Raw genomic sequence first — 20452 nt, 5'->3', positions numbered from 1 at the left:
CGTGAATGCCCCTACTGGAAAGCCGTCTCGAAGAAGCTTCTGAGCTTGCGCGAATGCAGCCGTTCCGGCGGCATGGCGCCGAGCTTTTCGAGCGCCGCGATACCGATCTTCAGGTGCTGGCTGACCTGCGTCTTGTAGAAGGCGGTCGCCATGCCCGGCAGCTTCAATTCGCCATGCAGCGGCTTGTCGGAGACGCAGAGCAGGGTGCCGTAGGGCACGCGGAAGCGGAAGCCATTGGCGGCGATCGTCGCCGATTCCATGTCGAGCGCGATCGCCCGCGACTGCGACAGCCGCTTGACCGGGCCGGCCTGGTCGCGCAGTTCCCAATTGCGGTTGTCGATGGTGGCGACCGTACCCGTGCGCATGATGCGTTTCAGTTCGAAGCCCTCGTAGCCGGTCACTTCCTCCACCGCCTCTTCCAGCGCCAGCTGCACTTCGGCAAGCGCCGGGATCGGCACCCAGACGGGCAGGTCGTCGTCGAGCACGTGATCCTCGCGTACATAGGCATGCGCCAGCACATAGTCGCCGAGCCGCTGTGAATTCCTGAGGCCCGCGCAATGGCCGAGCATCAGCCAGGCATGCGGGCGCAGGACGGCGATGTGGTCGGTGATCGTCTTGGCGTTGGATGGTCCGACGCCGATATTGACCATGGTGATGCCGGCATGGCCCTTCTTTTTCAGGTGATAGGTCGGCATCTGCGGCAGGCGGCCGGGGGCGCTACCCTCGCTCGGCTCCGTCTGGCCGGGCAGGGTGACGACGTTTCCGGGCTCGACGAAGGCGGTGTAACCGCCGCCGCCATCGGCCATCAGCTTGCGCGCCATGGCGCAGAACTCGTCCATGTAGAACTGGTAGTTGGTGAAGAGCACGAAGTTCTGGAAATGCTTCGGGCTGGTCGCCGTGTAGTGCGCCAGCCGGGCCAGCGAATAGTCGATGCGCTGGGCGGTAAACGGCGCGAGCGGCAGCGGCTCGCCCGGCGCCGGCTCGTATTCGCCATTGGCGATCAGGTCGTCCGTGGTATTGAGATCCGGCGTGTCGAAGATGTCGCGCAGCAGGATGTCGGCCATGGCCGGCGTTGCTTCCACATGGCTGTCCTCGCCGAAGGCGAAGTGCAGCGGGATCGGCGTCGCCGATTCCGAGATCGTCAGCGGCACGCGATGGTTCTTCATCAGCAGGCCGAGCTGCTGCTTCAGATAATAACGGAACAGCTCCGGCCGTGTGATGGTGGTGGTGTAGACGCCGGGCGCCGTCACATGGCCGTAAGAGAGGCGGGAATCCACATGGCCGAAGCTCGTGGTCTCGATCGACACCTGCGGATAGCAGGCGCGGAACCGGCCCTGCGGCACGCCGCTTTCGGCAAGCGCGGCGAATGCGTTGGTCAGGAAGCGGGTGTTGCGCTCGTAGAGCGCCGACAGCGTTTCGACGGCCTCCGCCGGATCATCGACGGTCAGCGGCGCAAAGGGCGGCGGCGTGAGAATTTGGGAGACGGACATGGGAGAGATTCGCTTGTTCATGCGCCATTATAGATTGGCCTCGATGACAAGCAAACGGCAGCGCACAGCTGCCGTCGAAATTTCGTTTCCAACTTAGCGGATGACCGGCCGGCAGCCGATATCGTCGCTGAAGATGCAGGAGGTCGAGGTGCCCGCCTGATGGACGAAGCCGCGGCGGGATCCGTTTTCGACGGCCATGGAAAACAGCATCGCGAAGACTGCTGCGATAAGACCGACGATCGTCATGCGTCTAGCCAGGATCATTGTTTTGCCCCTTCCAATGTGTTGACGCAGTTACAATGACCGAACCCGTCTGAATGGGTGCTGAGACCGGCATTCATCTGGAATTCAGTTTTATTAACACCCTTGAAAGGCAGGGAAACGTCATCCTGCCAGCGGAATGGGACCAATTTTGGGGGAGATTGTGATCATCAGCATGTGAGCGGGCGATCGGGGTGCGCCGAGCGCATAAGAAAGGCGGCGGGCCGATGGGCCCGCCGCCTTTTGCAGGGATCAGATTTTCGGGATCAGAGCCGCGTCCAGGTCTGCGACTTGCAGAGGATCTTCAGCACGCAACCCTTCATCTTCAAGGCCGCGCCGGAGACGGTGCCGTAGCCGGTATAGGTCTTGTCGTCTTTCGGGTCGGTGATCTGGCCGGAATAGTCCGCGCCGCTGCCGCTCATCTTGCCGATGCGCTTGCCGGCGAATTCGCCTGTCTTCAGCGTCACGCAGAACGCACCGCCGCACGAGCTGATCTCGGCGGTTTCGCCGCTCGCCGTCTTCCACTTGCCCTCGATCGGTTCGCCCGCATGGGCCGAGGCCGAGGCTAGCGTGATCGCCGCCGCAGCCAGAAGTGTCTTCATTGCCATGGATCCTCCAATCCCGTTTCACCGCGCCGGGCACGTCCGGGCGGTGTTGCTCTCCTCCAGGAAGCCGCCGGCCACCGGCCTGCATACTCCAGCGCAGAAATTATCTTACCTAAACGTAAAGGTAAATAGGCAATTCGGACGGATTTCCTGGCCGCGGAACCGCCATTTGCGGCGGGCGTTTCCGTGCCAATTTCTGCCTTGGTTATTAAAGGGTTGAGGCGGGCGCGTGAAATTTTCGTAAAATTCGAGACAAAGGCGAATGATTTCAAGCACTCGCATGCTTAACGAAAATCCGCGTTTACCGGGCGTTTGGATTTTGTTTGCGGGCCATTAATCATGCGGCTTAAGCGCCTGTTGAAAGCCGTCGGCGATAGTTGGGTCATCAAACGAGCGGGGAAAACCCGGCCGGTCCTGACCGGTTCCGCAAGACAGGAAATGCAGCGGAGCCTCTCGGGCAGCCTCGAAAAAAACAGGGGCAAGCATGGCAACTGAGACAGGCAAAACAGGAACTTGACCAATGGCACGCTTTGAAATCAATCCGGTTGAAATGGCCACGATGGGTGGCGAAACCAAGGCCGACGTCTTCTGCGAGATGGGCCTCATGTATGCAACGGGCCGCGGCTGCGGCATCGACCTCGTCGCCGCCCACAAATGGCTCAACATCGCCGCCATCAAGGGCTGCGAACGCGCCGCCGAACTGCGCCAGGACGTCGCCCAGACGATGTCCAAGACGGAGCTCGCAGAAGCGCTGCGCGCCGCCCGCGAATGGATGACGATGCACTAATTCAACGACTTCGACGCCTTCGTTGACTCAACTCGCGAAGGCCTTGAATCGAATTCTCCGCCGCAACCCGGCGGGAAAACCTCGACAAGAGGGGGACGGGCGGGGCCTTTTGGACGGGGCGGACGCCACTTGAAAAAACCGCGACCGGCAGGAACAAGGCTGGCGCGGTTTTTTTGTTCTTGGACGGGCGAAGTGTCGTGGACTATGGCCGCCGCGAGTTCTGACCGTCACTGGTCACATCGCTGCGGCCAAGACCATCCTTGACCCTCATCGCGCCACACAGACGAAGCGGCGATTGCCGACCTTCTTGGCGACCTTCGCCTTGCCGCAGTGGCACTTGCCGCCGCGCGCCTTGCCACCCTTGCAGATCAGGCCCTGCTTCTTCTGCGCCGGGCTGACACGAGCCGGCTTGCTTGTGGAAGAGTGAGTGGTCCTGGGCTTCGTGTTGAGCGTCTTCGGCCCTTCCTTCTTGTTGTCGGGCTTCGGATTGGCGCGCTGCGGGCACCCCACTTTCAACTGCGCCCACTTACTGTGAATGCCGGACTGCCCCTTTATCTGCGCGCGAAATTTCTTGTCCGTATCCCGGTCGATCGAGAGAACGCGCTGGTTGACCAACGTGTATTTCCCGTTCTTGAGGATTGTCCTGAGCGTCTTCTCATAAAAGACGGAGCCGTTTTCCTGGACAAGCTGCAGGGTTGCCTCGCCCGGGCCCGTGGCCAGGAACGTTGCCGTTTCCCAGACCTTCTTCGGGCATGTGCCACCATTGGCGACAGTGTATTTGAGGTCCGAGAACAGCACCTGAAACGGCGCGCATTCGACATTGGCGACCTTCATGGCGCTCTTTCCGCCGCCTCTGACGACGATGCGAAACTGGTTCTGGCCCGCCTTGGCCTCCACCTGGTCGATCCGGTCGATGACCCATTGCCTGGAGCCATCCGAGAGAGCCTCGCGCCGCGCCTTTATCTCGACCGTCTTGAGCACCTTGCCGTTTCGAACGATGTCGAACTTGGCGGTCTTGGGGTGGTCGTAGACGATCCGTGTCGTCACCTTGGTGTTACGTGGACACGCATTGCCGCCGGCAACATCGATAGCGATCTTGACCTCGACCGGATCGCCATTTGAAGCCGTATCGGCATTCGAGGGCAACGGTATGCCGCCGTCGCTCGGCTTTGACGTTTGCGAGCCGTCGCGTGAATATTTGGTATCGGCCCCCATGCACATCACAGTGACACCGACAAATCCCGTGGCAGTCGCCCGCGCAAAATCACCATATCCCTTGTATATGCCGTCGTCCGAACTCGTCATCGATTGCAGGCGCCGGTGCTGCCTTGCATCTGCATGCATGGCCAGCGGCAGATTGTATTGAAAGCTGTGGCCGTGCTCGGTTTCATTCGGCTTGGCATTGCAGCCATCGACAATCGCTTGCCTGTCGGTGGCGTTAAGCGTGGCATTGTTGATGAATACGTGCGTGGATTTGTCGACACGTTCCTTGGCATCGACATCATTGTCTCTGCCCGGGATGGCGTTTCCTCCCCATTGACTGGTTGCGATATAGCTCTCACGGACCGCGCCATTGGTGAGCGTGCGCCCTATCCGGTAGAAGACGATATAGCCGCGCGACATTTCGATCTTCAGGTGAAACGGGATTTTGACTTCGGTGCTGTTCAGTCGGGTCCAATGGCCGTCCTGCTGGTCCACATAGACGGGTGCCACGTTCATGCCGCCGCCGATTTCGATCGTTCGAAATCGCGGCTTTTCGGCCATGGCCGAAGTTGCAATTATGCTGGCAAGTCCGAAGGAAAGGGCCAGGGGCGTGAGACAGGTCTTCAGGCCGGCCCGAGAGATCAAGGCAAGTTCACGTATCATCGGTTTAATCCTCATCGCGTCCCTGATCACGAGGGATAGTGCGTCGAGGTGATCCTGACTTGGGGAATGCGGCCGGGGTGAGAGCCGGTCTCATGGCCTTTAGACGGAATACGTTTCCTGTTCGGATCTCCGCAATTCGGATGGCGTCATCCCGTAGCGGCGGCGGAAAGCCTGATTGAACCACGACAGGTCGCCGAAGCCGCAGTCATAGGCGATGGACGTGATGTTGCGATGCACGAGGTCCGGATCGCCAAGCAATCTGCGCGCGCGCTCCAGCCTCGCCGCGAGCACATGATCGGTAAAATTCGTGCCGGCTCCGTAGAAAAGGTCGCGGATCGCGCGCGGCGATAGGCCTTGCCGGCGGGAAATCCAGTCGAGCGAGAATTCCGGATGGGCCAGATGGGCGTCTATGTCGGCCTTGACGCCGGCGAGCCTCGCCGCCCGCGCGCTGCCCTCCGCCGCTTCTGCCGCGTCCCGGGTGGGGCCTAGCGCGAGGATGAAGAGATCGGTCAGCGTCTTGCCGGCGTGGAGGAGCATGCCAGTATCGAGCGGCCCGATATCGCTCGCCAGCGTCTTCGCATAGCCGCACAGGAGGTTGAGGGCGGCGGACTGCGGCACGCCGCGATGCAGGACCTGGTCAAGGTCGTCGATAGAGGCGGCGACCTTTGAACGCGGGACGCAGACGACCTGGCTGTCGCTGCCGAGCGACCAGGCGTGATAACTTTCCTCATTGCCTCTCAGATGCGCCGGACCGCCGGCGTGCAGGACGACTTCGTCCGCACCGTGGTGGCGATCGCTAAGGCGCAGGTGTATCGGTAGCCCGCCGCGGGGAACGAGCAGGCACAGGTCGTCATTTCCGTCCCGTATGGCATGTGTCTTCTGGCGCCGGGCGGCAACGCCAGACAGAAACTGCGAACTGGTATAGGCGTCCGGCATGATGCGCAGCGAAAAATCCATCGCCATCCGCTCGTCTTCGTGCCGATCCATGAAAAAGCTGATGCTGGGCTCAAGGACGTCCAGCAGCCTGCCCATGTCCCCCGGGTCGGCCTCCGCGAACGCCAGTCGATGAAAGTCCCCCATGCTCACATGCAATCACTCCATGCCGGATGCTTGCAGATCATTCCTCAAGAGTAGTCGTCGGGGCGACTTTGTGCAAATCGCTGGCGGGCAAAGAGGATAGCGGCGGTTATGTTTCGCAACGTCACACATGCCGCGGAAATCCAGGAAAGCACGGAATTCCTTGCAAAAACACCGGCGTCATTCACGAAGCGTGAGGCGCATGGACTGCCGTTCACGAATGGGGGCTGCAGACTGCGTAAGCGGGTTTGATGTGTTAGCGGGCGCAGTGTTTGACGGGCTTCATTCAACAATGGAGACCCGTTATGAACGCCGACATACTTCCTTATCTGCCGCTCGCCGCTTGCTTTTTTCACCTGATCGAGGAGTTCGCATGGCCCGGCGGGTTTGGGCGGTGGTATGCCGAATATCGCCCGGAAATCGCAAAGAGCCTGACGGTCGGTTTTCTCGTGCGCATCAATGCGGGCATGGTTGCCGTCGCGATATGGATCGCGTGGCGCGGCCCGACGACGGCCGGCTATCTCTCGGCCTGGGTTGTCCTTGCCGCAATCCTGATGAGCAACGCATTCTTTCACCTGCGCGCGGTCTGGATCATGCGCCGCTATTCTCCGGGCGTGGTGACGGGAACGCTTCTCTATCTGCCGCTCTATTTTGTCGGCGTGCCCGTCCTCGTCAGCCACGGCATGGCGACCACGACCCAGGTCGTCTTCTCGACCGCGCTTGGCCTTTGCTACCCGCTCTGGTCGCTCACAAACCATCGCCGGCGGGCGCGGGCGAGCTGAGAGATGCGTCTGTCTTGGGGTTTCTGGACACCTGCAACGAAAGAGGGTTTCAGTCTCGTTTCCGGCCCCTCTCAATGTCCGAAAGGAAGGCGCAAAGCAGCCCCCTCAATCCTCCCGCACCTTCAAGATCTTGTCGATCAGCCCCCAGTCCAGCGCTTCCTCGGCGGTCATGAAGCGGTCGCGGTCCATGCCGGCTTCGAATTCCTCGTAGCTGCGCCTGCAGTGTTCCGAATAGAGCCGCGTCATGCGGTGCTTGGTGCGGCGGATTTCCTCGGCGTGGATGAGCATGTCGGAGGCCTGGCCCTGGAAGCCGCCCAGGGGCTGATGGATGTGAATGCTGGCATTCGGCAGCGCCGCGCGCTCGCCCGGTTCGCCGGCCATCAGCAGGAAGGAGCCCATCGAGCGGGCCGTGCCCATGCAGAGCGTGTGCACGGGCGCGCGGATATATTGCATCGTGTCGTACATGGCGAGCCCGCTGGTCACCACGCCGCCCGGCGAATTGATGTAGAGGTGGATCGGCCGCTTCGGGTTCTCGGATTCGAGCAGCAGGAGCTGGGCGCAGACGAGCGCCGCCATGGCGTCGTTGACCTCGCCGTTTAGAAAGATAATCCGCTCGCGCAGCAGGCGGGAATAGATGTCGAACGACCGCTCGCCGCGGCTCGACTGTTCAACGACCATGGGGACGAGTTGCATCGCTTCGCGCATCGGCGAACTCCAATCATGTCTGGTTTTGGGAAGGGTGGGGCGGAGGCCCGTCAGGCGGCGAGCATCAGCATCGGTCCGTTGTTGTTGGCCGCCGCCCGCCGCAGCCGCTCAAGGCTTTCGGCCGTCAGTTGCTGGACGATCTGCAGCGAGGTGCCGCCGGCCGGATCCGGAGTGATGCGGAAGGTGACGTCGCTTTCGAGGAAGGGCGGGGCGCTGTCGCGCAGCCGGTAGCGCACCTCGCGGCCCGGCACGATCGTCGTGCCGTCCTCTTCGGCAAGCGCACCGTCCGGCAGCCAGCGCCGGCGGAACTCCGCCAGGCTGATGGCGCGCCAGACCTTTTCCGGCGGTGCGTCGAGTGCGTAGTCGAGGCGGAGGGGCGGGGTCTTGTCGGGGCCGGCGTCTGTCATTGGTCCATCTCCTTCAGGAGGTCCTTGAGCGCTTCGATGCGGGCGGGCCAGTAGGCCCGGTATCTGGCGAGCCACTGCGCGATCGCCGCCAGCCCGTCGGGGTCGACCTCGTAATGGACGAAGCGGCCCTGCCGCTCCTCGCGGACGAGGCCCGCGTCGCGAAGGGCTGCGAGATGCTGTGACATCGCCGGCTGGCTGATCGTCATGCCCTCGCGCAGCGCGCTGGCATTCTGCCGGCCATGGGCGAGCTTTTCGAAGATGGTGCGGCGGGTCGGGTCGGCGAGCGCCCGGAAGATGTCGTTCTCGATCATGCGAAATAGATAAGCGCATACTTATGCGATTCGCAAGAGGCAATGCGGGATTTTTTCGGAGGGAGAAGGGCAGATCGCCCCGACATCGACATGAAAAAGCCCGGCTGCGGGGGGGCAGCCGGGCTTCCTGTCTCGGGCGGGGCGCCGGCTTTCGGCCTACCAGGGCTGGTTGGCCGGGCCGACGGTGAATTCGTTGACCGTGGTGTCTTCCGGCATGTCGAGCGCGAAGGCGACGACATCGGCGATCCGCTCGGGCGAGATGCCGTAGGTTTGGTAGAGCTTGCGGTAGGCCTCCGACGTCGCGCCGTCGCTGATCGTGTCGAGCAGCTCGGTGTTGATCGCGGCCGGATAGATGGTCGCCGTGCGGATGTTCGTGCCTTCATTGGCCGATTCCATTCGCAGCACTTCCATGAAGGAGCGGACGAACCACTTCGTGCCGCAATAGACGCCGTTGCCGGGATAGGCCTTGAGCCCGGCGACCGAGGAGGTGGCGATCACATGGCCCGACTTCTGCGCGGTGAAGGTCGGCATGACGGCGGCAACGCCGTTCAGCACGCCCTTGATGTTGACGTCGACCATCTGGTCCCATTCGCCGGTCTTCAGCGCCGAGACGGAGGAAGCGGGCATCAGGCCGGCATTGAGGAAGATGGCGTCGACGCGGCCGAACTTCTCCTTCGCCAGCTTGACGATGGCGTCGTTGTCGTCCTGCTTCGTGACGTCGACGGCCCGGTAGGCCGCTTGCCCGCCGGCGGCGGTAATGGCGTCGGCAATCTCCTTCAGCTTGTCTTCGCGGCGCGCGCCGAGAACGACCTTGGCGCCCTTGGCCGCGATAAGCTTTGCCGTTGCTTCGCCAATGCCGGAGGAGGCGCCGGTGATGATGACGACCTTGTCCTTGATCATGATGCTGTCTCTCTTTCAGTCGTGAACCGGCTCAGCCGGCATATTGCTCGTCGGAAACCTTTTCCATCCAGTCGACGGTCTTGCCGTCCTTTGCTTCCTGAATGGCGGTATGGGTCATGGCCGTGTTGGCGGCAGCGCCGTGCCAGTGCTTTTCGCCCGGCGGAAACCAGACGACGTCGCCGACCCGGATTTCCTCGATCGGTCCGCCCCAGCGCTGCACCCGGCCGGTGCCGGCGGTGACGATCAGCGTCTGGCCGAGCGGATGCGTGTGCCAGGCGGTACGCGCGCCCGGCTGGAAGGTGACGCTGGCGCCCTGGACCCGTTCCTTCTCGAAGGGGTTGAACAGCATTTCGACCTCGACGGCCCCGGTGAACCAGTCCGTCGGTCCCTGGCCGGCCTTGCGGCTTTCAGCGCGTGTGATTTCCATGGGACGCTCCTTTCCTGTGTCGTTGCGTATGGGAGGAAGATAGGGCCTGGGATGCTATTCGATTAGGCGCTATAAATTGCATGGACTATTGAATGGGATTCAGTAATGGCGCGCGACGAACTGAGTGAACTGAAGGCTTTCGTGGCGGTTGCCGCCGATCGCAGCTTCACCCGCGCCGCCGCGAAACTGGGGCTCAGCCCATCGGCCCTCAGCCACACGGTGCGCGGGCTGGAGGAGAGGCTCGGCCTGCGGCTCCTGAGCCGCACGACGCGCAGCGTGTCGATGACGGAGGCCGGCGAACGGCTCTATCGCTCGGTGGCGGCGCATTTCGACGAGATCCGCGCCGAAATCGATGCGCTGAGTGAACTCAGGGACAAGCCCAGCGGCACGATCCGCATCAATTCGGCGATCCATGCCATGGAGACGGTGCTGCGCCCGAAGCTGGCGGCGTTCCTCGCCGAATATCCGGACATCACGGTGGAGGTCTCCGTCAATGACGGTTTCGTTGATATCGTCGGCGAGCGCTTCGATGCCGGCGTCCGGCTCGGCGAATCGATCAGCAAGGACATGATTGCGGTACGTATCGGACCGGACTGGCGCTTCGTCGTCGTCGGCACGCCGGACTATTTCGCCCGCCGCTCACCGCCCGCGCATCCCGGCGAACTGACCAACCATCAGTGCATCAACCTGCGGCTCGCCTCGGCCGGCGGCCTCTACGCCTGGGAGTTCGAGAAGGCCGGGCGCGAACTCGAGGTCCGGGTCTCCGGACAGGCGGTGTTCGACAGCATCCTCCCGGTGGTCAATGCTGCCGTCGACGGTCTCGGCCTCGCCTTCGTGCCGGAAGACCTCGCCCGCCCTCATGTCGATGCCGGCCGCCTTCAGGTCGTGCTCGAGGACTGGTGTCCGCTGATCCAGGGCTACCACCTCTATTACCCCAACCGCCGCCTTGCCTCGCCTGCCTTCGCGCTGTTCCTCGACGCCATGCGCCACCGCGGCTAGCACCGCCAACCGGCCACACTGACCAGGCTATGCTTCATTCAGAGCGGGGCGTCGGCACGCTGGCAGATCGCGTCCGCCATCTCGTCGCCGAGCCGGTTGTTGGAACCAGCGCTGCGGATCAGGGCGATCTCCACCGAGTCGACCGCCGGTAGGCCGTCGGCCTCGGTCAGGTGCGCGACGCTTGGCGGCGCCGACATGCGCGCCACGCTGGCCACCGCCAGCCCGGCCTCGACAACCGTCAGCAGCGCCGACTGACTGACATTCTCGTAAGCGGCGCGAAACGGGATGTTGCTGCGCGTCAGCGCGGCGAGCACCACATGCCGCGCCTGGCTGCCGGGCTCGAACAGGGCCACGGGCAGCGGCCGCCGCTCCAGCGCCACGCGGTCGTGCGAGGCAATCCAGATCATCGGTTCGCGCCGCAACAATTGTCCCTCGACGCCGCGCGAGCGGGTGACGACGGCAAGGTCGATCTCACCGTTTCGAACCTGCGGAACGAGCACCGTCGACTGCGCGCAGACGACCTTGATCTCCACCTTGGGGAAGGAAAGGCTGAAGCGCCGGAGCACCGGCGGCAGGATGTTGGCGACATAGTCTTCCGGCGCGCCGATGCGGATCGAGCCCGCCACGTCCGGCTTGCGGAAGGCCTCCACCGCCTCGTCATGCAGCCGGAGAATGCGCCGCGCATGCGCCTCCATCTGCTCGCCGGCCCGCGTCAGCGCCAGGTTGCGGGTGTCGCGGACAAACAGCAGCGTGCCCACCTCTGCCTCCAGCCGGGCGATCTGGCTCGAGATCGTCGCCGGCGAGCGATGCACTCTTTCCGCCGCCCGCGTGAAGCTCATGGTGTCGACGCAGGCAACGAAGGTGCGGAGCAGGACATGGTCGAGCTGCATAATTGCCTCGATAAGCTGAAGAATTATGTCAGATTATATTGATTGTGAAATGAATCAACGGCGCTAGGATTTTCATCGGCAGCACGCAAGAGGAGAGGCCGATGATGACCCGCCAGACACAAGGCATTCTCGGTGTCATGGCCGCGCAGACGCTGCTCGGCACGCTCGGCGTCTGCGTCGTCGAAAGCGGCGCCGATCCCATGTCGGTGACCTTCTACCGCTGCCTGATCGGTGGACTGGCGCTGGGGCTGCACGCGGCCTGGCGCGGCCGGTTGACTGCACTGCTGCGCCTGCCGGCCAAGGTGCTCGCCCTGGCATTTGCCAGCGGCGTCTTGATGATCGGCAACTGGATCCTGTTCTTCACCGCCATCGAGCATATCGGCATCGCCGTCTCCACCATCGTCTTTCACGTCCAGCCCTTCATCGTCGTGCTGCTCGGCTCGTTTCTCTTCCGCGAGAGGCTGCATGTCGCGACATTCGCGTGGATCGTTCTGGCGCTGGCCGGACTGGTGCTCGCAACGGATATCGCCGAGGGTGGCGGCGCGGCCGGCGGCTCGTATCTTCTCGGCCTCGCCTGCGCGCTCGGCGGCGCGGTGCTCTATGCGCTGGTGACACTGATCGCCAAAGGGCTGAAAGGCATCGACGCACCGCAACTGGTTACCATCCAGTGCTTCTGCGGCACGCTGCTGCTGTTCGCCGCCGCGCCCCTCGGCCCGCTGCAGGTGACATCCAGCCAGTGGGGCTGGTTCCTGCTGATCGGCCTGGTGCATACGGGCGGGGTCTATTTCCTGCTTTACGGCGCGCTACCGAAGCTTTCGACGCCGCTCGCAGCCGTCCTCCTGTTCCTCTATCCGGTCAGCGCCATCCTTGCCCATGCCGTCGTCTATGGCCATCATCTCGCCCCGGTGCAGTATGCCGGCTTCGTCGCCATCCTGATCGCCAGCCTCGGCGTCACCCTGCGCTGGGGCGTCCGCTCTTCCGTGGCGGTTCCGGCCGAATAGCGCCACAGATCGGCGATCCACGCAAAACTCCCCCATTGCCAAGGAAAAGCCGGGCGCAGTATGTCTGGTGATCGCCATCATGCCGCGTCAGCCCCGCGCCACCAGGAGCCTGTCGAATTGGAAATGCTGCATACCCTCAAGGCTCCGCTGTTTCTCGGCATCGACACCGGCGGCACCTATACCGATGCCGTTCTCTGGTCGGAGGCGAGCGGTATCGTCGCCAAGGCCAAGGCGCTGACCACCCGTCATGATCTTGCCATCGGCATTTCCAACGCTGTCGAGGCCGTGCTGGCGCAGTCGCACTGTCCGCCGCATCAGATCCGCCTCGTGTCGATCTCGACGACGCTCGCCACCAATGCGCTGGTCGAAGGGCAGGGCGGGCGCGTCGCGCTGGTGCTGATTGGCTTCGGCGAGGCGGAGCTTTCCAAGAACGGGTTGAAGGAGGCGCTGGGCTCCGATCCGCTTATCGTCTGCCCCGGCGGTCACGATGTCTTCGGCAATGCCCAGCCGCTGGTGATGGATGCGCTCGATACGGCGCTGCCGGCGCTTGCCGACAGTGTGTCCGGTTTTGCCGTCTGCGGCCAGTTCGCGGTCCGCAATCCCGCCCATGAGAACGCCGTGCGCGACCGGATCGTTGCCGCGACCGGCCTGCCGGTGACGATGAGCCACGAACTGTCGGCCAAGCTCGGCGGCCCGAAGCGGGCGCTGACGACGCTTCTGAATGCGCGGCTGATCTCAATGATCGACCGGCTGGTCGATGCCACCGAAGGCTATCTTGCGACGCGCGGCATCGATGCGCCACTGATGATCGTGCGCGGCGACGGCGCGCTGATTTCCGCCGCTTCGGCGCGGCTGAAACCGGTCGAGACGATCCTCTCCGGACCGGCCGCAAGCCTCGTCGGCGCGCGCCACCTGACCGGCCTCGACGATGCTATCGTCTCCGACATCGGCGGCACCACGACCGACGTCGCCGTGCTCGCCGGCGGCCGGCCGCGGCTCAGCCCGGAAGGTGCGACCGTCGGCGGCTACCGCACCATGGTCGAGGCTGTCGCCATGCGCACCTTCGGCCTTGGCGGCGACAGCGAGGTGGCGATGGAGCAGGGCGGCTTGAAGCCGAAGCTGTTGCTCGGTCCGCGCCGCATCGTGCCGCTGTCGCTCGCCGCGCATCTGCATGGCGATGCCGTCACCGCAGTCCTCGAGCGCCAGCTGCGTGCCGCCGGCAATGGCCGGCACGACGGCCGTTTCGCGGTCCGCACCGGCGTTCCCGCCCGTTTTGCCGCCGGCCTGTCGCAGAGCGAGAGCGCGGTCTACGCCAAGGTCGGCGACGTGCCGCAGCCGCTTGAAACGCTGCTTGCCTATTCGGCGCAGACGGCGGTGCTCGCCCGCCTTGTCGGCCGCGGGCTGGTGCACATCGTCGGCTTCACCCCGTCGGACGCCGCCCATGCGCTGGGCCTCCAGTCGATCTGGAATGCCGATGCCGCGAAGATGGGCGCCGAGCTCTTCTGTCGCCAGAAGGACGGGCGTGGCCAGCCGCTGGCGGCCTCCGGTGAGGTCTTTGCCAGGCTGGTGTTGAAGCAGCTGACGCGGCTTTCGGCGGAAGTCATCTTCGAGACGGCCTTCGGCGAGGATGGGCTCGATGGTTCGGCCATGGTTGCCAGCCAGCTGGTGCAGCGGGCGATCGACAAGGTTCCGGGCGTCGCCAAACTATCGGTTTCGCTCGACCGGCCGGTGATCGGCCTCGGCGCGTCGGCCGGCCTGCACTACCGCAACCTGCCGGCGCTTGTCGGCGGCGACTGTCTCGTGCCGGAGGATGCGGACGTGGCCAATGCCCTCGGTGCGGTCGTCGGCCAGGTGCGCGTGTCGGCGGAGGCGCAGATCAGCCAGCCGGTCGAAGGCCTGTTCCGCGTCATGGGGCCGGACGGCATCGAGGATTTCACCGCTGAGGAGCAGGCGCTCGCCGCCGCCGAAGCCCGCCTGCGGGCGATTGTTGCCCGCCGCGCCGTGGATGCCGGCACGGACGAGGCCGACATTCAGGTCACAACGGATCTGAAGACGGCGGAGATCGAAGGGCGCCGGTCCTTCATCGAAGCGCATATGGTGGCGACCGCCAGCGGCCGGCCGCGCATCGCGCATCCGGAAGCGGTTAGCTGATCGCTTTCAGGACCTTCGGCAGGGCTTCCGCCAGAAGCGCCATGTCGGCCTCGACGCCGCAGCTGATGCGGATGCAGCGGTTGAGCGGCGCGACGCCCGGCATGCGGATGAAGACGCCGTGTTCCATCAGCCCGTCGACGATGGCGCGCGAATAGCTGCCGTCGCGGCCGCAGTCGATGGCGACGAAGTTGGTCGCCGAGGGCAGGGCGGAAAGACCGTTCTCGCCGGCAATCCGGGCGATTTCCGTCCGCGAGGCGGCGATCCGTCCGAGGACGTCACGCAGATAGCTCTGGTCGGCGAGCGCCGCGAGAGCGGCTTCCGTCGCCAGCTTGTTCATTCCGAAATGATTGCGGATCTTGTCGAAGGCCTGCGCCGTGCCGGGCGTGGTGATCGCATAGCCGATGCGCATGCCGGCAAGCCCGTAGGCCTTGGAGAAGGTGCGCGTGCGGATGACGTTCGGCAGGTCGATCAGCGCCTCGATCGGCGGGATGCTGCCGGCCGGCGCCGTCTCGCTGTAGGCCTCGTCCAGCACCAGAAGCGTGGTTGCCGGCAACGCCCTGGCGAAGGCGACGATGCTGTCGGCATCCCACCAGCTGCCCATAGGATTGTCGGGATTGGCAAAGTAGACGAGCGGCGCGTTCTCGCGGCGCACGGCGTCGAGCAGCGCATCGAGATCCTCGCGGTCGTCGCGATAGGGAACGGTCACCAGCCGGCCGCCAAAGCCGGCGACATGGAAGTTGAAGGTCGGGTAGGCGCCGAGCGAGGTGACGACCGGCATGTCCTTCTCGATGACGAGACGGACGATCTGGCCGAGCAGGCTGTCGATGCCTTCGCCGATGGCGATGTTCTCCGCCTTCGTGCCGAGAAAGCCGGCAAGCGCCTGCTTCAGCGCGAAGTTTTCCGGGTCGTTGTAGGTCCAGACCGAGGGTGCATGCTCGCGCATGGCGGCGATGACGGAGGGGGCCGGACCGAAGCCGCTTTCATTGGCGCCGATGCGTGCCTTCACCTTGAGGCCCCGGTTGCGCTCGATGGCTTCCGGGCCGACGAAGGGCACGGTCGCGGGCAGGCTCTCGATCAGCGGTGTGAAGCGCGAAAAGGCGGACATGTTTGAGGTGTTTCCCGGATGTTTGTCTTTGCGTCAACAATAGGGGCAAATTTGACCGGCGCAAGCCGGCGTCAGCGCCTCGTGGGCTTGACGCCGAAAGCCGTGTCTGGACCTATGCCCCGGTCAGAAGGCGTGGAAGGTCAGCGTCGTCAGCGTCCGCTCGACATGGGCGATATCCTGGAAGATATCGTTGACGTAGCGGCCGACGTCATGGCCGTCGGGAACGTAGATCTTGGCGATCAGGTCGTAGTCGCCACTGGTCGAATAGAGTTCGGAAACGACTTCCTTCTCATAGATTCGGTCGGCGACGGTGTAGGTCTGGCCCGGCTTGCAGCGGACCTGAACGAAGATGCAATCCATGGTTCCTCCAGAGGGCGCAGTCGTGGGGACTTGCGCCGGAAACGATGTCGGGCCGGGGCAGCGCGTCCTGCGGACTCACCCGGCGGTTCGACCGACTTTAGAGAAATAGAATGGGAAATGAAACGCCGGACGAACCGCTCAGTTGCGATGCTTGTCGGCGGCGTTGCGGAAGTCGCTGTGGATGATCTCGCTCAAGAGCAGTTCGGAAATCGGCTGGATGAACTTCACGCCGACGCGCTCGCCCTGCCGGTAGACCTCGGCACAGCCGATGCGGTTCGAAAGGCCGATGATGGTGAGGTAGTAGTGCGGCGGCAGGCCATGCAGGCCATCCATGACGAGACCGGCGCCGCCGCGCGAGATATCGACGACATGACAGCTGCGGGTGAAGGTCTTGCGCAAGCCGACGTCGACGGCGGTAATCCGCGCCGGACGCTTCACCTGAAAGCGCTCCCATTGCCGCTCGTAGAAGTCGGACTTCACGAACGAGAGGTGTGATGATCCACCAGCAGCCATAGGGTTCCTCAAAGGGTTTGCGTCAGAGAAGGATGCTGCCATGCAACAATTGCCGCGACCTCAACGAAACCCCTAAACTTTTACGGGTTCCCAAGATATCGGGATGCACGGTGTGCGAATATGGCAAGGGTCGATCAGCCGCCGGAGATCGCGGTGATGATGAAGACGTCGCTGCGGGGCGAAAGCGGCGTTTTCAACGTCGCCCGTTCGCCGTCGACGAAGATCGCCATGTGCTTGCGGATCGCCGGGCGGGAGTCGCGGATGAAGCCGCCCATGCCCGGCCAACGGCGCTCCAGCCCGTCGACGAGGTCCCGGACGCTTGCCGCCTCCATGTCGAAGCGGCGAGGGGCGCCCGGAAACAGATCGGCGAGCGCCGCCGGCAACACGACATGGACGGTCGTTTCAGTCGATGACATAGGTCTCGACCGAGTGGACGACCGGCAGGTTGTCGAAGATTTTTCTCCAGCTGTCGCCTTCGTCCGTGCTGGCATAGAGTTCGCCGGTATTGGTGCCGAAATAGACGCCGGCCGGTTCCAGCCGGTCCGTCGCCATCGCCTGGCGCAGCGCGTTGAAGAAGCAGTTTTCCTGCGGCAGGCCGTCGCGCAGCGCCTCCCATGTCTTGCCGGCGTCGCGGGTGCGCCAGACGGCGGCCTTGCCGTCGGGCACGTAGCGGCCCTGTTCGGCGCCGTTGAGTGGAATGAGGTAGAGCACGTCCGGATCGCGCGGATGGGCGGCCGCCGGGAAGCCGAAGGGGGAGGGCAGGCCTTCTTCGATACTGGTCCAGGCCGCATCGCCGTCGTCGCAACGGTACATGCCGCAATGGTTCTGCTGGTAGAGCCGGTCCGGCTTGCCCGGCGCCATGATCAGACAGTGGACGCACTGGCCGGTTTCCGGATAGCGCTGGTCTTCCGGCATGAAGTCGGCACGCGTGCCCTTGTTCTGCGCCACCCAGGTTTTGCCGCCGTCTTCCGTGTAGAACACGCCGGCGGCAGAGATCGCCACCCATATGCGATCCGGATCATCGGGATGCGGAACAAGCGAGTGCAGGATGAGACCGCCGGCGCCGGGCATCCATGTCGGCCGCGAGGGGTGCTCCTGCAGGCCGTCCACATGGGCGAATGTCTTGCCGCCGTCGCGGCTTCGAAACAGGCCGGCGGGCTCGACACCCGCATGCAGCGTGCCATGGGCGGCAGCGAGGCTCCAGACCGATTTGACCGGATCCTGGCCCTCGGGATAGGCGAAGCCCTGGTTGGAATGTGTCCAAGTCTTGCCGCGGTCCGACGTCTGCCAGACGGCGGGACCGAACCATTCATTGCCACCGCCGGCATAGATCGTGCCGGTCGCCGGATCGGCGATAACGTGATTGATCGGCCAGGCATCGCAGAACGGGCCGGAAAGCGTCCAGTCGCGCCGGCTCATGTCGCTGGTGGCTATGAAGGCGCCCTTGCGGGTGCCGATGAGAAGCAGGACAGTCGAAGGCATGTGGCGCATCCTCCCAAATGAGCTCGTGAGGAAATGCTAGCCAAGAAAAACGGCAATTGAAATGACGATTTGGCGGTCGTCATATTCAAATTGCCGTTTTTCCTTCAGGATTTAATTTTGCAATTTAAGTAGAAATTTTGTGGTTATTTCTTTTCGACGGAGATGCCGCCCTTGCCGATGCTGAGTTCGACGCCTTCGGGCTGACGTTCCTTGTCATAAATATAATAGGCCATTCCGGCCACGACGACGACGAGAGCGCCGACGACGAAGTAAAGAACGTTATTGGATCGCATTCATGCCCCCAGAATTGATGTTACAGCGCGAATTAAATGCGCGGCGGGGCGAATTGTTCCGTGCAGCACGCCTTGAATGTTGCGGTGCGACAAAAAAGCCCCGCCGGCTTTCGCGGGCGGGGCTTCTCGTTTCGGTCTTGAACGCTCAGGCGTTCACCAGCCACTCGTGTTCCTTCTGGTTGTGGAACTTCCAGACCCGCTTCGGTCCGGCCATCACGTTGAGATAATAGAGATCGTAGCCGTGAATCGTGGCGCAGGGGTGGTAGCCCTTCGGCACCAGCGTCACGTCGCCGTCCTCGACAGCCATGGCCTCGTCGAGCGAGCGGTCGTCGGTGTAGACGCGCTGGAAGGCGAAACCCTGCGGCGGGTTGAGGCGGTGGTAGTAGGTCTCTTCGAGCATGCTTTCGTTGGGCAGGTCGTCCTGGTCGTGCTTGTGCGACGGATAGGACGAGGTATTGCCGTTGGGCGTGATGACCTCGACGACCAGCAGCGAATGGGCCGAATTGTCGTCTTCCGGCATGATGTTGTTGACGTGGCGGACGTTGGAGCCCTTGCCGCGCGTCAGCGCCGGATGCGTGCCGGGCGGGATCAGCTTGGCCTTGTGGTCGCCACCGCCGGGCGCCGAGCAGACGGCAAGCTCGAGATCGGTCTCGGCCGTCACCGACCAGCTGGAACCGGCCGGAACGTAGAGCGCGTGCGGCGCGCCCTCGAACGGGCTCATGCGCTCGCCGACCGAGCCGAAATCCTCGCCGCCAGCCTTGGCCTTGCCCTTGCCGGCAACCCAGACGAGGCACACTTCGCGCGATCCGGTGTCGGCGGAAACCGTTTCGCCGGCCTTCAGTCTGTGGAGATCGAAGCCGACATAGGTCCAGCCGGCGCTTTCCGGCGTCACATGGGTGACGCGGCCTGTGTCGCCCTTCGGCTTGACGAGAAGGTTGGGCATGGTTTTCTCCCTTTCAGTCGCTTTTTTCAGGTTTCCGGCGGCGCAGGCCAGGGCGCGCGCCGCCGTTCAATCTCGGTCAGCCCTTCGGGAAACCTTCGGTCTCCACGGTATAGCCGGCGGCGGTCATGACGCGCATCAGTTCGGCATGGCCGATCTCCGCCATCTTCTGCGGCGGCGCAGTCTTCGGGTCCTGCTCGGCCTCGACGACGAACCAGCCCTCATAGCCGTAATCGGCGAAGCGCTTGACGATGGCGCCGAAATCGAGCGAGCCGTCGCCCGGAACGGTGAAGGCGCCGAGCGCCACCGCATCGAGGAAGGACTGGCGGCTGCGGTCGAGACCGTCGACGACCGAGCGGCGGATATCCTTCACGTGCACATGGTTGATGCGGGCGTGATGGTTGTCGATGGCGCGCAGCACGTCGCCGCCGGCAAAGGCCAGATGCCCGGCATCGAGCAGCAGCGGAATGCCTTCGCCGGAATTGCGCATGAAGGCGTCGAGCTCCGACTCGGTTTCGACGACGGCGGCCATGTGGTGGTGGTAGGAGAGCGGCATGCCCTGGTTGGCGCACCATTCGCCGAACTCGGTAACGCGGCGGGCATAGGCCTTCATCTCGTCATCGGCAAGCTTCGGCTTGGTGGCGAGCGGCTTGGAACGGTCTCCCTGGATGGAACGGCCGACTTCGCCATAGACGATGCAGGGCGCGTTGACGGCCTTGAAAAGCTCGATCATCGGCGCGATGCGATCCTTGTTGGCCGCAAGCTCCTCGTCGACCAGCGTGCCGGAGAACCATCCGCCGCACAGTGTCACGTCGGCGGCTTTCAGGATCGGCAGCATGACGTCGGGATCGTCGGGGAAACGGCGGCCCTTTTCCATGCCGGTGAACCCGGCGCTGCGCGACTGGCGCAGGCATTCCTCGAGCGACACGTCGTCGCTCAGGTCCGGAAGGTCGTCGTTCCACCATGCGATGGGAGACATGCCGAGCTTGGCTTTCATCGAAACTCTCCTGAGAGCGGCGGAGACGTGCGTTTCAGTGGCGTCTCCGGACATGGACAATGATCAGAATTGCCGGCCCCGGTCTGTCACCGGGGCTCGAATG

Annotated in this window: 24 protein-coding genes; 5 read left to right on the top strand and 19 right to left on the bottom strand. The window is 63.7% G+C overall.

Going from position 1 to position 20452, the window contains the following annotated elements; translation table 11 throughout:
• Window positions 1–11 precede the first annotated feature (11 nt).
• From NN662_RS13165 to NN662_RS13155, 3 genes are all read right to left on the bottom strand, one after another.
• A complete protein-coding gene (locus NN662_RS13165) occupies window positions 12–1511 on the bottom strand; it encodes an AMP nucleosidase (protein ID WP_261930698.1) in 1500 nt (499 codons plus the stop codon).
• A 72-nt stretch (window positions 1512–1583) separates the two neighbouring features.
• Entirely contained in the window at window positions 1584–1754 is a 171-nt protein-coding gene (locus tag NN662_RS13160; RefSeq protein ID WP_261930697.1) for a hypothetical protein, read from the bottom strand.
• Window positions 1755–2017: 263 nt separating this feature from the next.
• Window positions 2018–2353: a DUF2147 domain-containing protein gene (locus tag NN662_RS13155; protein ID WP_261931963.1), complete on the bottom strand. Its 336-nt coding sequence runs from the start codon at window positions 2351–2353 to the stop codon at window positions 2018–2020.
• A gap of 523 nt (window positions 2354–2876) precedes the next feature.
• Between NN662_RS13155 and NN662_RS13150 the strand changes: the two genes are divergently transcribed.
• Entirely contained in the window at window positions 2877–3143 is a 267-nt protein-coding gene (locus NN662_RS13150; RefSeq protein ID WP_261930696.1) for a sel1 repeat family protein, read from the top strand.
• A 267-nt stretch (window positions 3144–3410) separates the two neighbouring features.
• Here NN662_RS13150 and NN662_RS13145 read toward each other — a convergent pair whose 3' ends face one another.
• Window positions 3411–5009, bottom strand: a complete 1599-nt coding sequence (locus tag NN662_RS13145) for a hypothetical protein (RefSeq protein WP_261930695.1) — start codon at window positions 5007–5009, stop codon at window positions 3411–3413.
• Window positions 5010–5108: 99 nt separating this feature from the next.
• Window positions 5109–6089: a helix-turn-helix transcriptional regulator gene (locus NN662_RS13140; RefSeq protein WP_261931962.1), complete on the bottom strand. Its 981-nt coding sequence runs from the start codon at window positions 6087–6089 to the stop codon at window positions 5109–5111.
• Window positions 6090–6391: 302 nt separating this feature from the next.
• On the opposite strand from NN662_RS13140, the gene NN662_RS13135 reads away from it, so the two are divergent.
• Window positions 6392–6868 (top strand): HXXEE domain-containing protein, encoded by a 477-nt coding sequence (locus tag NN662_RS13135; RefSeq protein WP_261930694.1) that lies wholly within the window; start codon window positions 6392–6394, stop codon window positions 6866–6868.
• Window positions 6869–6973: 105 nt separating this feature from the next.
• Here the strand turns inward: NN662_RS13135 and NN662_RS13130 are convergent, their stop codons facing one another.
• From NN662_RS13130 to NN662_RS13110, 5 genes are all read right to left on the bottom strand, one after another.
• Window positions 6974–7573: an ATP-dependent Clp protease proteolytic subunit gene (locus NN662_RS13130; protein WP_315972595.1), complete on the bottom strand. Its 600-nt coding sequence runs from the start codon at window positions 7571–7573 to the stop codon at window positions 6974–6976.
• A gap of 50 nt (window positions 7574–7623) precedes the next feature.
• On the bottom strand, window positions 7624–7980 hold the full coding sequence (locus NN662_RS13125; protein ID WP_261930693.1) for an SRPBCC domain-containing protein: 357 nt from the start codon (window positions 7978–7980) through the stop codon (window positions 7624–7626).
• Window positions 7977–8291, bottom strand: a complete 315-nt coding sequence (locus NN662_RS13120; RefSeq protein ID WP_261930692.1) for an ArsR/SmtB family transcription factor — start codon at window positions 8289–8291, stop codon at window positions 7977–7979. The genes NN662_RS13125 and NN662_RS13120 overlap by 4 nt, the downstream gene beginning before the upstream one ends.
• 156 nt (window positions 8292–8447) lie before the next feature.
• On the bottom strand, window positions 8448–9191 hold the full coding sequence (locus NN662_RS13115; RefSeq protein ID WP_261930691.1) for an SDR family oxidoreductase: 744 nt from the start codon (window positions 9189–9191) through the stop codon (window positions 8448–8450).
• A gap of 31 nt (window positions 9192–9222) precedes the next feature.
• A complete protein-coding gene (locus NN662_RS13110) occupies window positions 9223–9618 on the bottom strand; it encodes a cupin domain-containing protein (protein WP_261930690.1) in 396 nt (131 codons plus the stop codon).
• 105 nt (window positions 9619–9723) lie between these two features.
• Between NN662_RS13110 and NN662_RS13105 the strand changes: the two genes are divergently transcribed.
• Complete coding sequence (locus NN662_RS13105) at window positions 9724–10617, top strand: LysR family transcriptional regulator (protein ID WP_261930689.1); 894 nt, start codon at window positions 9724–9726, stop codon at window positions 10615–10617.
• A gap of 38 nt (window positions 10618–10655) precedes the next feature.
• Here NN662_RS13105 and NN662_RS13100 read toward each other — a convergent pair whose 3' ends face one another.
• Window positions 10656–11507 carry a LysR substrate-binding domain-containing protein gene (locus tag NN662_RS13100; RefSeq protein WP_261930688.1) on the bottom strand — a complete coding sequence of 284 codons (852 nt, stop codon included), beginning with the start codon at window positions 11505–11507 and terminating at the stop codon, window positions 10656–10658.
• A gap of 101 nt (window positions 11508–11608) precedes the next feature.
• On the opposite strand from NN662_RS13100, the gene NN662_RS13095 reads away from it, so the two are divergent.
• Both NN662_RS13095 and NN662_RS13090 read left to right on the top strand, forming a co-directional pair.
• Window positions 11609–12508 carry a DMT family transporter gene (locus NN662_RS13095; RefSeq protein WP_261930687.1) on the top strand — a complete coding sequence of 300 codons (900 nt, stop codon included), beginning with the start codon at window positions 11609–11611 and terminating at the stop codon, window positions 12506–12508.
• A gap of 123 nt (window positions 12509–12631) precedes the next feature.
• Window positions 12632–14659 (top strand): hydantoinase/oxoprolinase family protein, encoded by a 2028-nt coding sequence (locus NN662_RS13090; RefSeq protein ID WP_261930686.1) that lies wholly within the window; start codon window positions 12632–12634, stop codon window positions 14657–14659.
• On the opposite strand, the gene NN662_RS13085 is transcribed toward NN662_RS13090, so the two are convergent.
• From NN662_RS13085 to iolE, 8 genes are all read right to left on the bottom strand, one after another.
• Complete coding sequence (locus NN662_RS13085; RefSeq protein WP_261930685.1) at window positions 14652–15764, bottom strand: pyridoxal phosphate-dependent aminotransferase; 1113 nt, start codon at window positions 15762–15764, stop codon at window positions 14652–14654. The genes NN662_RS13090 and NN662_RS13085 overlap by 8 nt on opposite strands.
• A 123-nt stretch (window positions 15765–15887) precedes the next feature.
• Window positions 15888–16124: an Lrp/AsnC ligand binding domain-containing protein gene (locus NN662_RS13080; RefSeq protein ID WP_261930684.1), complete on the bottom strand. Its 237-nt coding sequence runs from the start codon at window positions 16122–16124 to the stop codon at window positions 15888–15890.
• A gap of 138 nt (window positions 16125–16262) precedes the next feature.
• Window positions 16263–16637 carry a PilZ domain-containing protein gene (locus NN662_RS13075; protein WP_261930683.1) on the bottom strand — a complete coding sequence of 125 codons (375 nt, stop codon included), beginning with the start codon at window positions 16635–16637 and terminating at the stop codon, window positions 16263–16265.
• Window positions 16638–16771: 134 nt separating this feature from the next.
• Window positions 16772–17053 carry a MoaD/ThiS family protein gene (locus NN662_RS13070; RefSeq protein ID WP_261930682.1) on the bottom strand — a complete coding sequence of 94 codons (282 nt, stop codon included), beginning with the start codon at window positions 17051–17053 and terminating at the stop codon, window positions 16772–16774.
• Window positions 17040–18119 (bottom strand): WD40/YVTN/BNR-like repeat-containing protein, encoded by a 1080-nt coding sequence (locus NN662_RS13065; RefSeq protein ID WP_261930681.1) that lies wholly within the window; start codon window positions 18117–18119, stop codon window positions 17040–17042. The genes NN662_RS13070 and NN662_RS13065 overlap by 14 nt, the downstream gene beginning before the upstream one ends.
• A gap of 143 nt (window positions 18120–18262) precedes the next feature.
• Window positions 18263–18412: a hypothetical protein gene (locus NN662_RS13060; protein ID WP_261930680.1), complete on the bottom strand. Its 150-nt coding sequence runs from the start codon at window positions 18410–18412 to the stop codon at window positions 18263–18265.
• 145 nt (window positions 18413–18557) lie between these two features.
• On the bottom strand, window positions 18558–19355 hold the full coding sequence (gene iolB, locus NN662_RS13055) for a 5-deoxy-glucuronate isomerase (RefSeq protein ID WP_261930679.1): 798 nt from the start codon (window positions 19353–19355) through the stop codon (window positions 18558–18560).
• A 76-nt stretch (window positions 19356–19431) separates the two neighbouring features.
• The gene (iolE, locus tag NN662_RS13050) at window positions 19432–20349 is read right to left on the bottom strand and encodes a myo-inosose-2 dehydratase (protein WP_261930678.1); all 918 of its coding nucleotides are present in this window, start codon (window positions 20347–20349) and stop codon (window positions 19432–19434) included.
• Window positions 20350–20452: the final 103 nt, after the last annotated feature.

Source organism: Rhizobium sp. NRK18 (assembly GCF_024385575.1).
In the GTDB taxonomy this organism is placed as follows: Bacteria; Pseudomonadota; Alphaproteobacteria; order Rhizobiales; family Rhizobiaceae; genus JANFMV01.
Note: the sequence above shows the minus strand (reverse complement) of the source record. Positions and strands in the feature narration are given on the sequence as shown.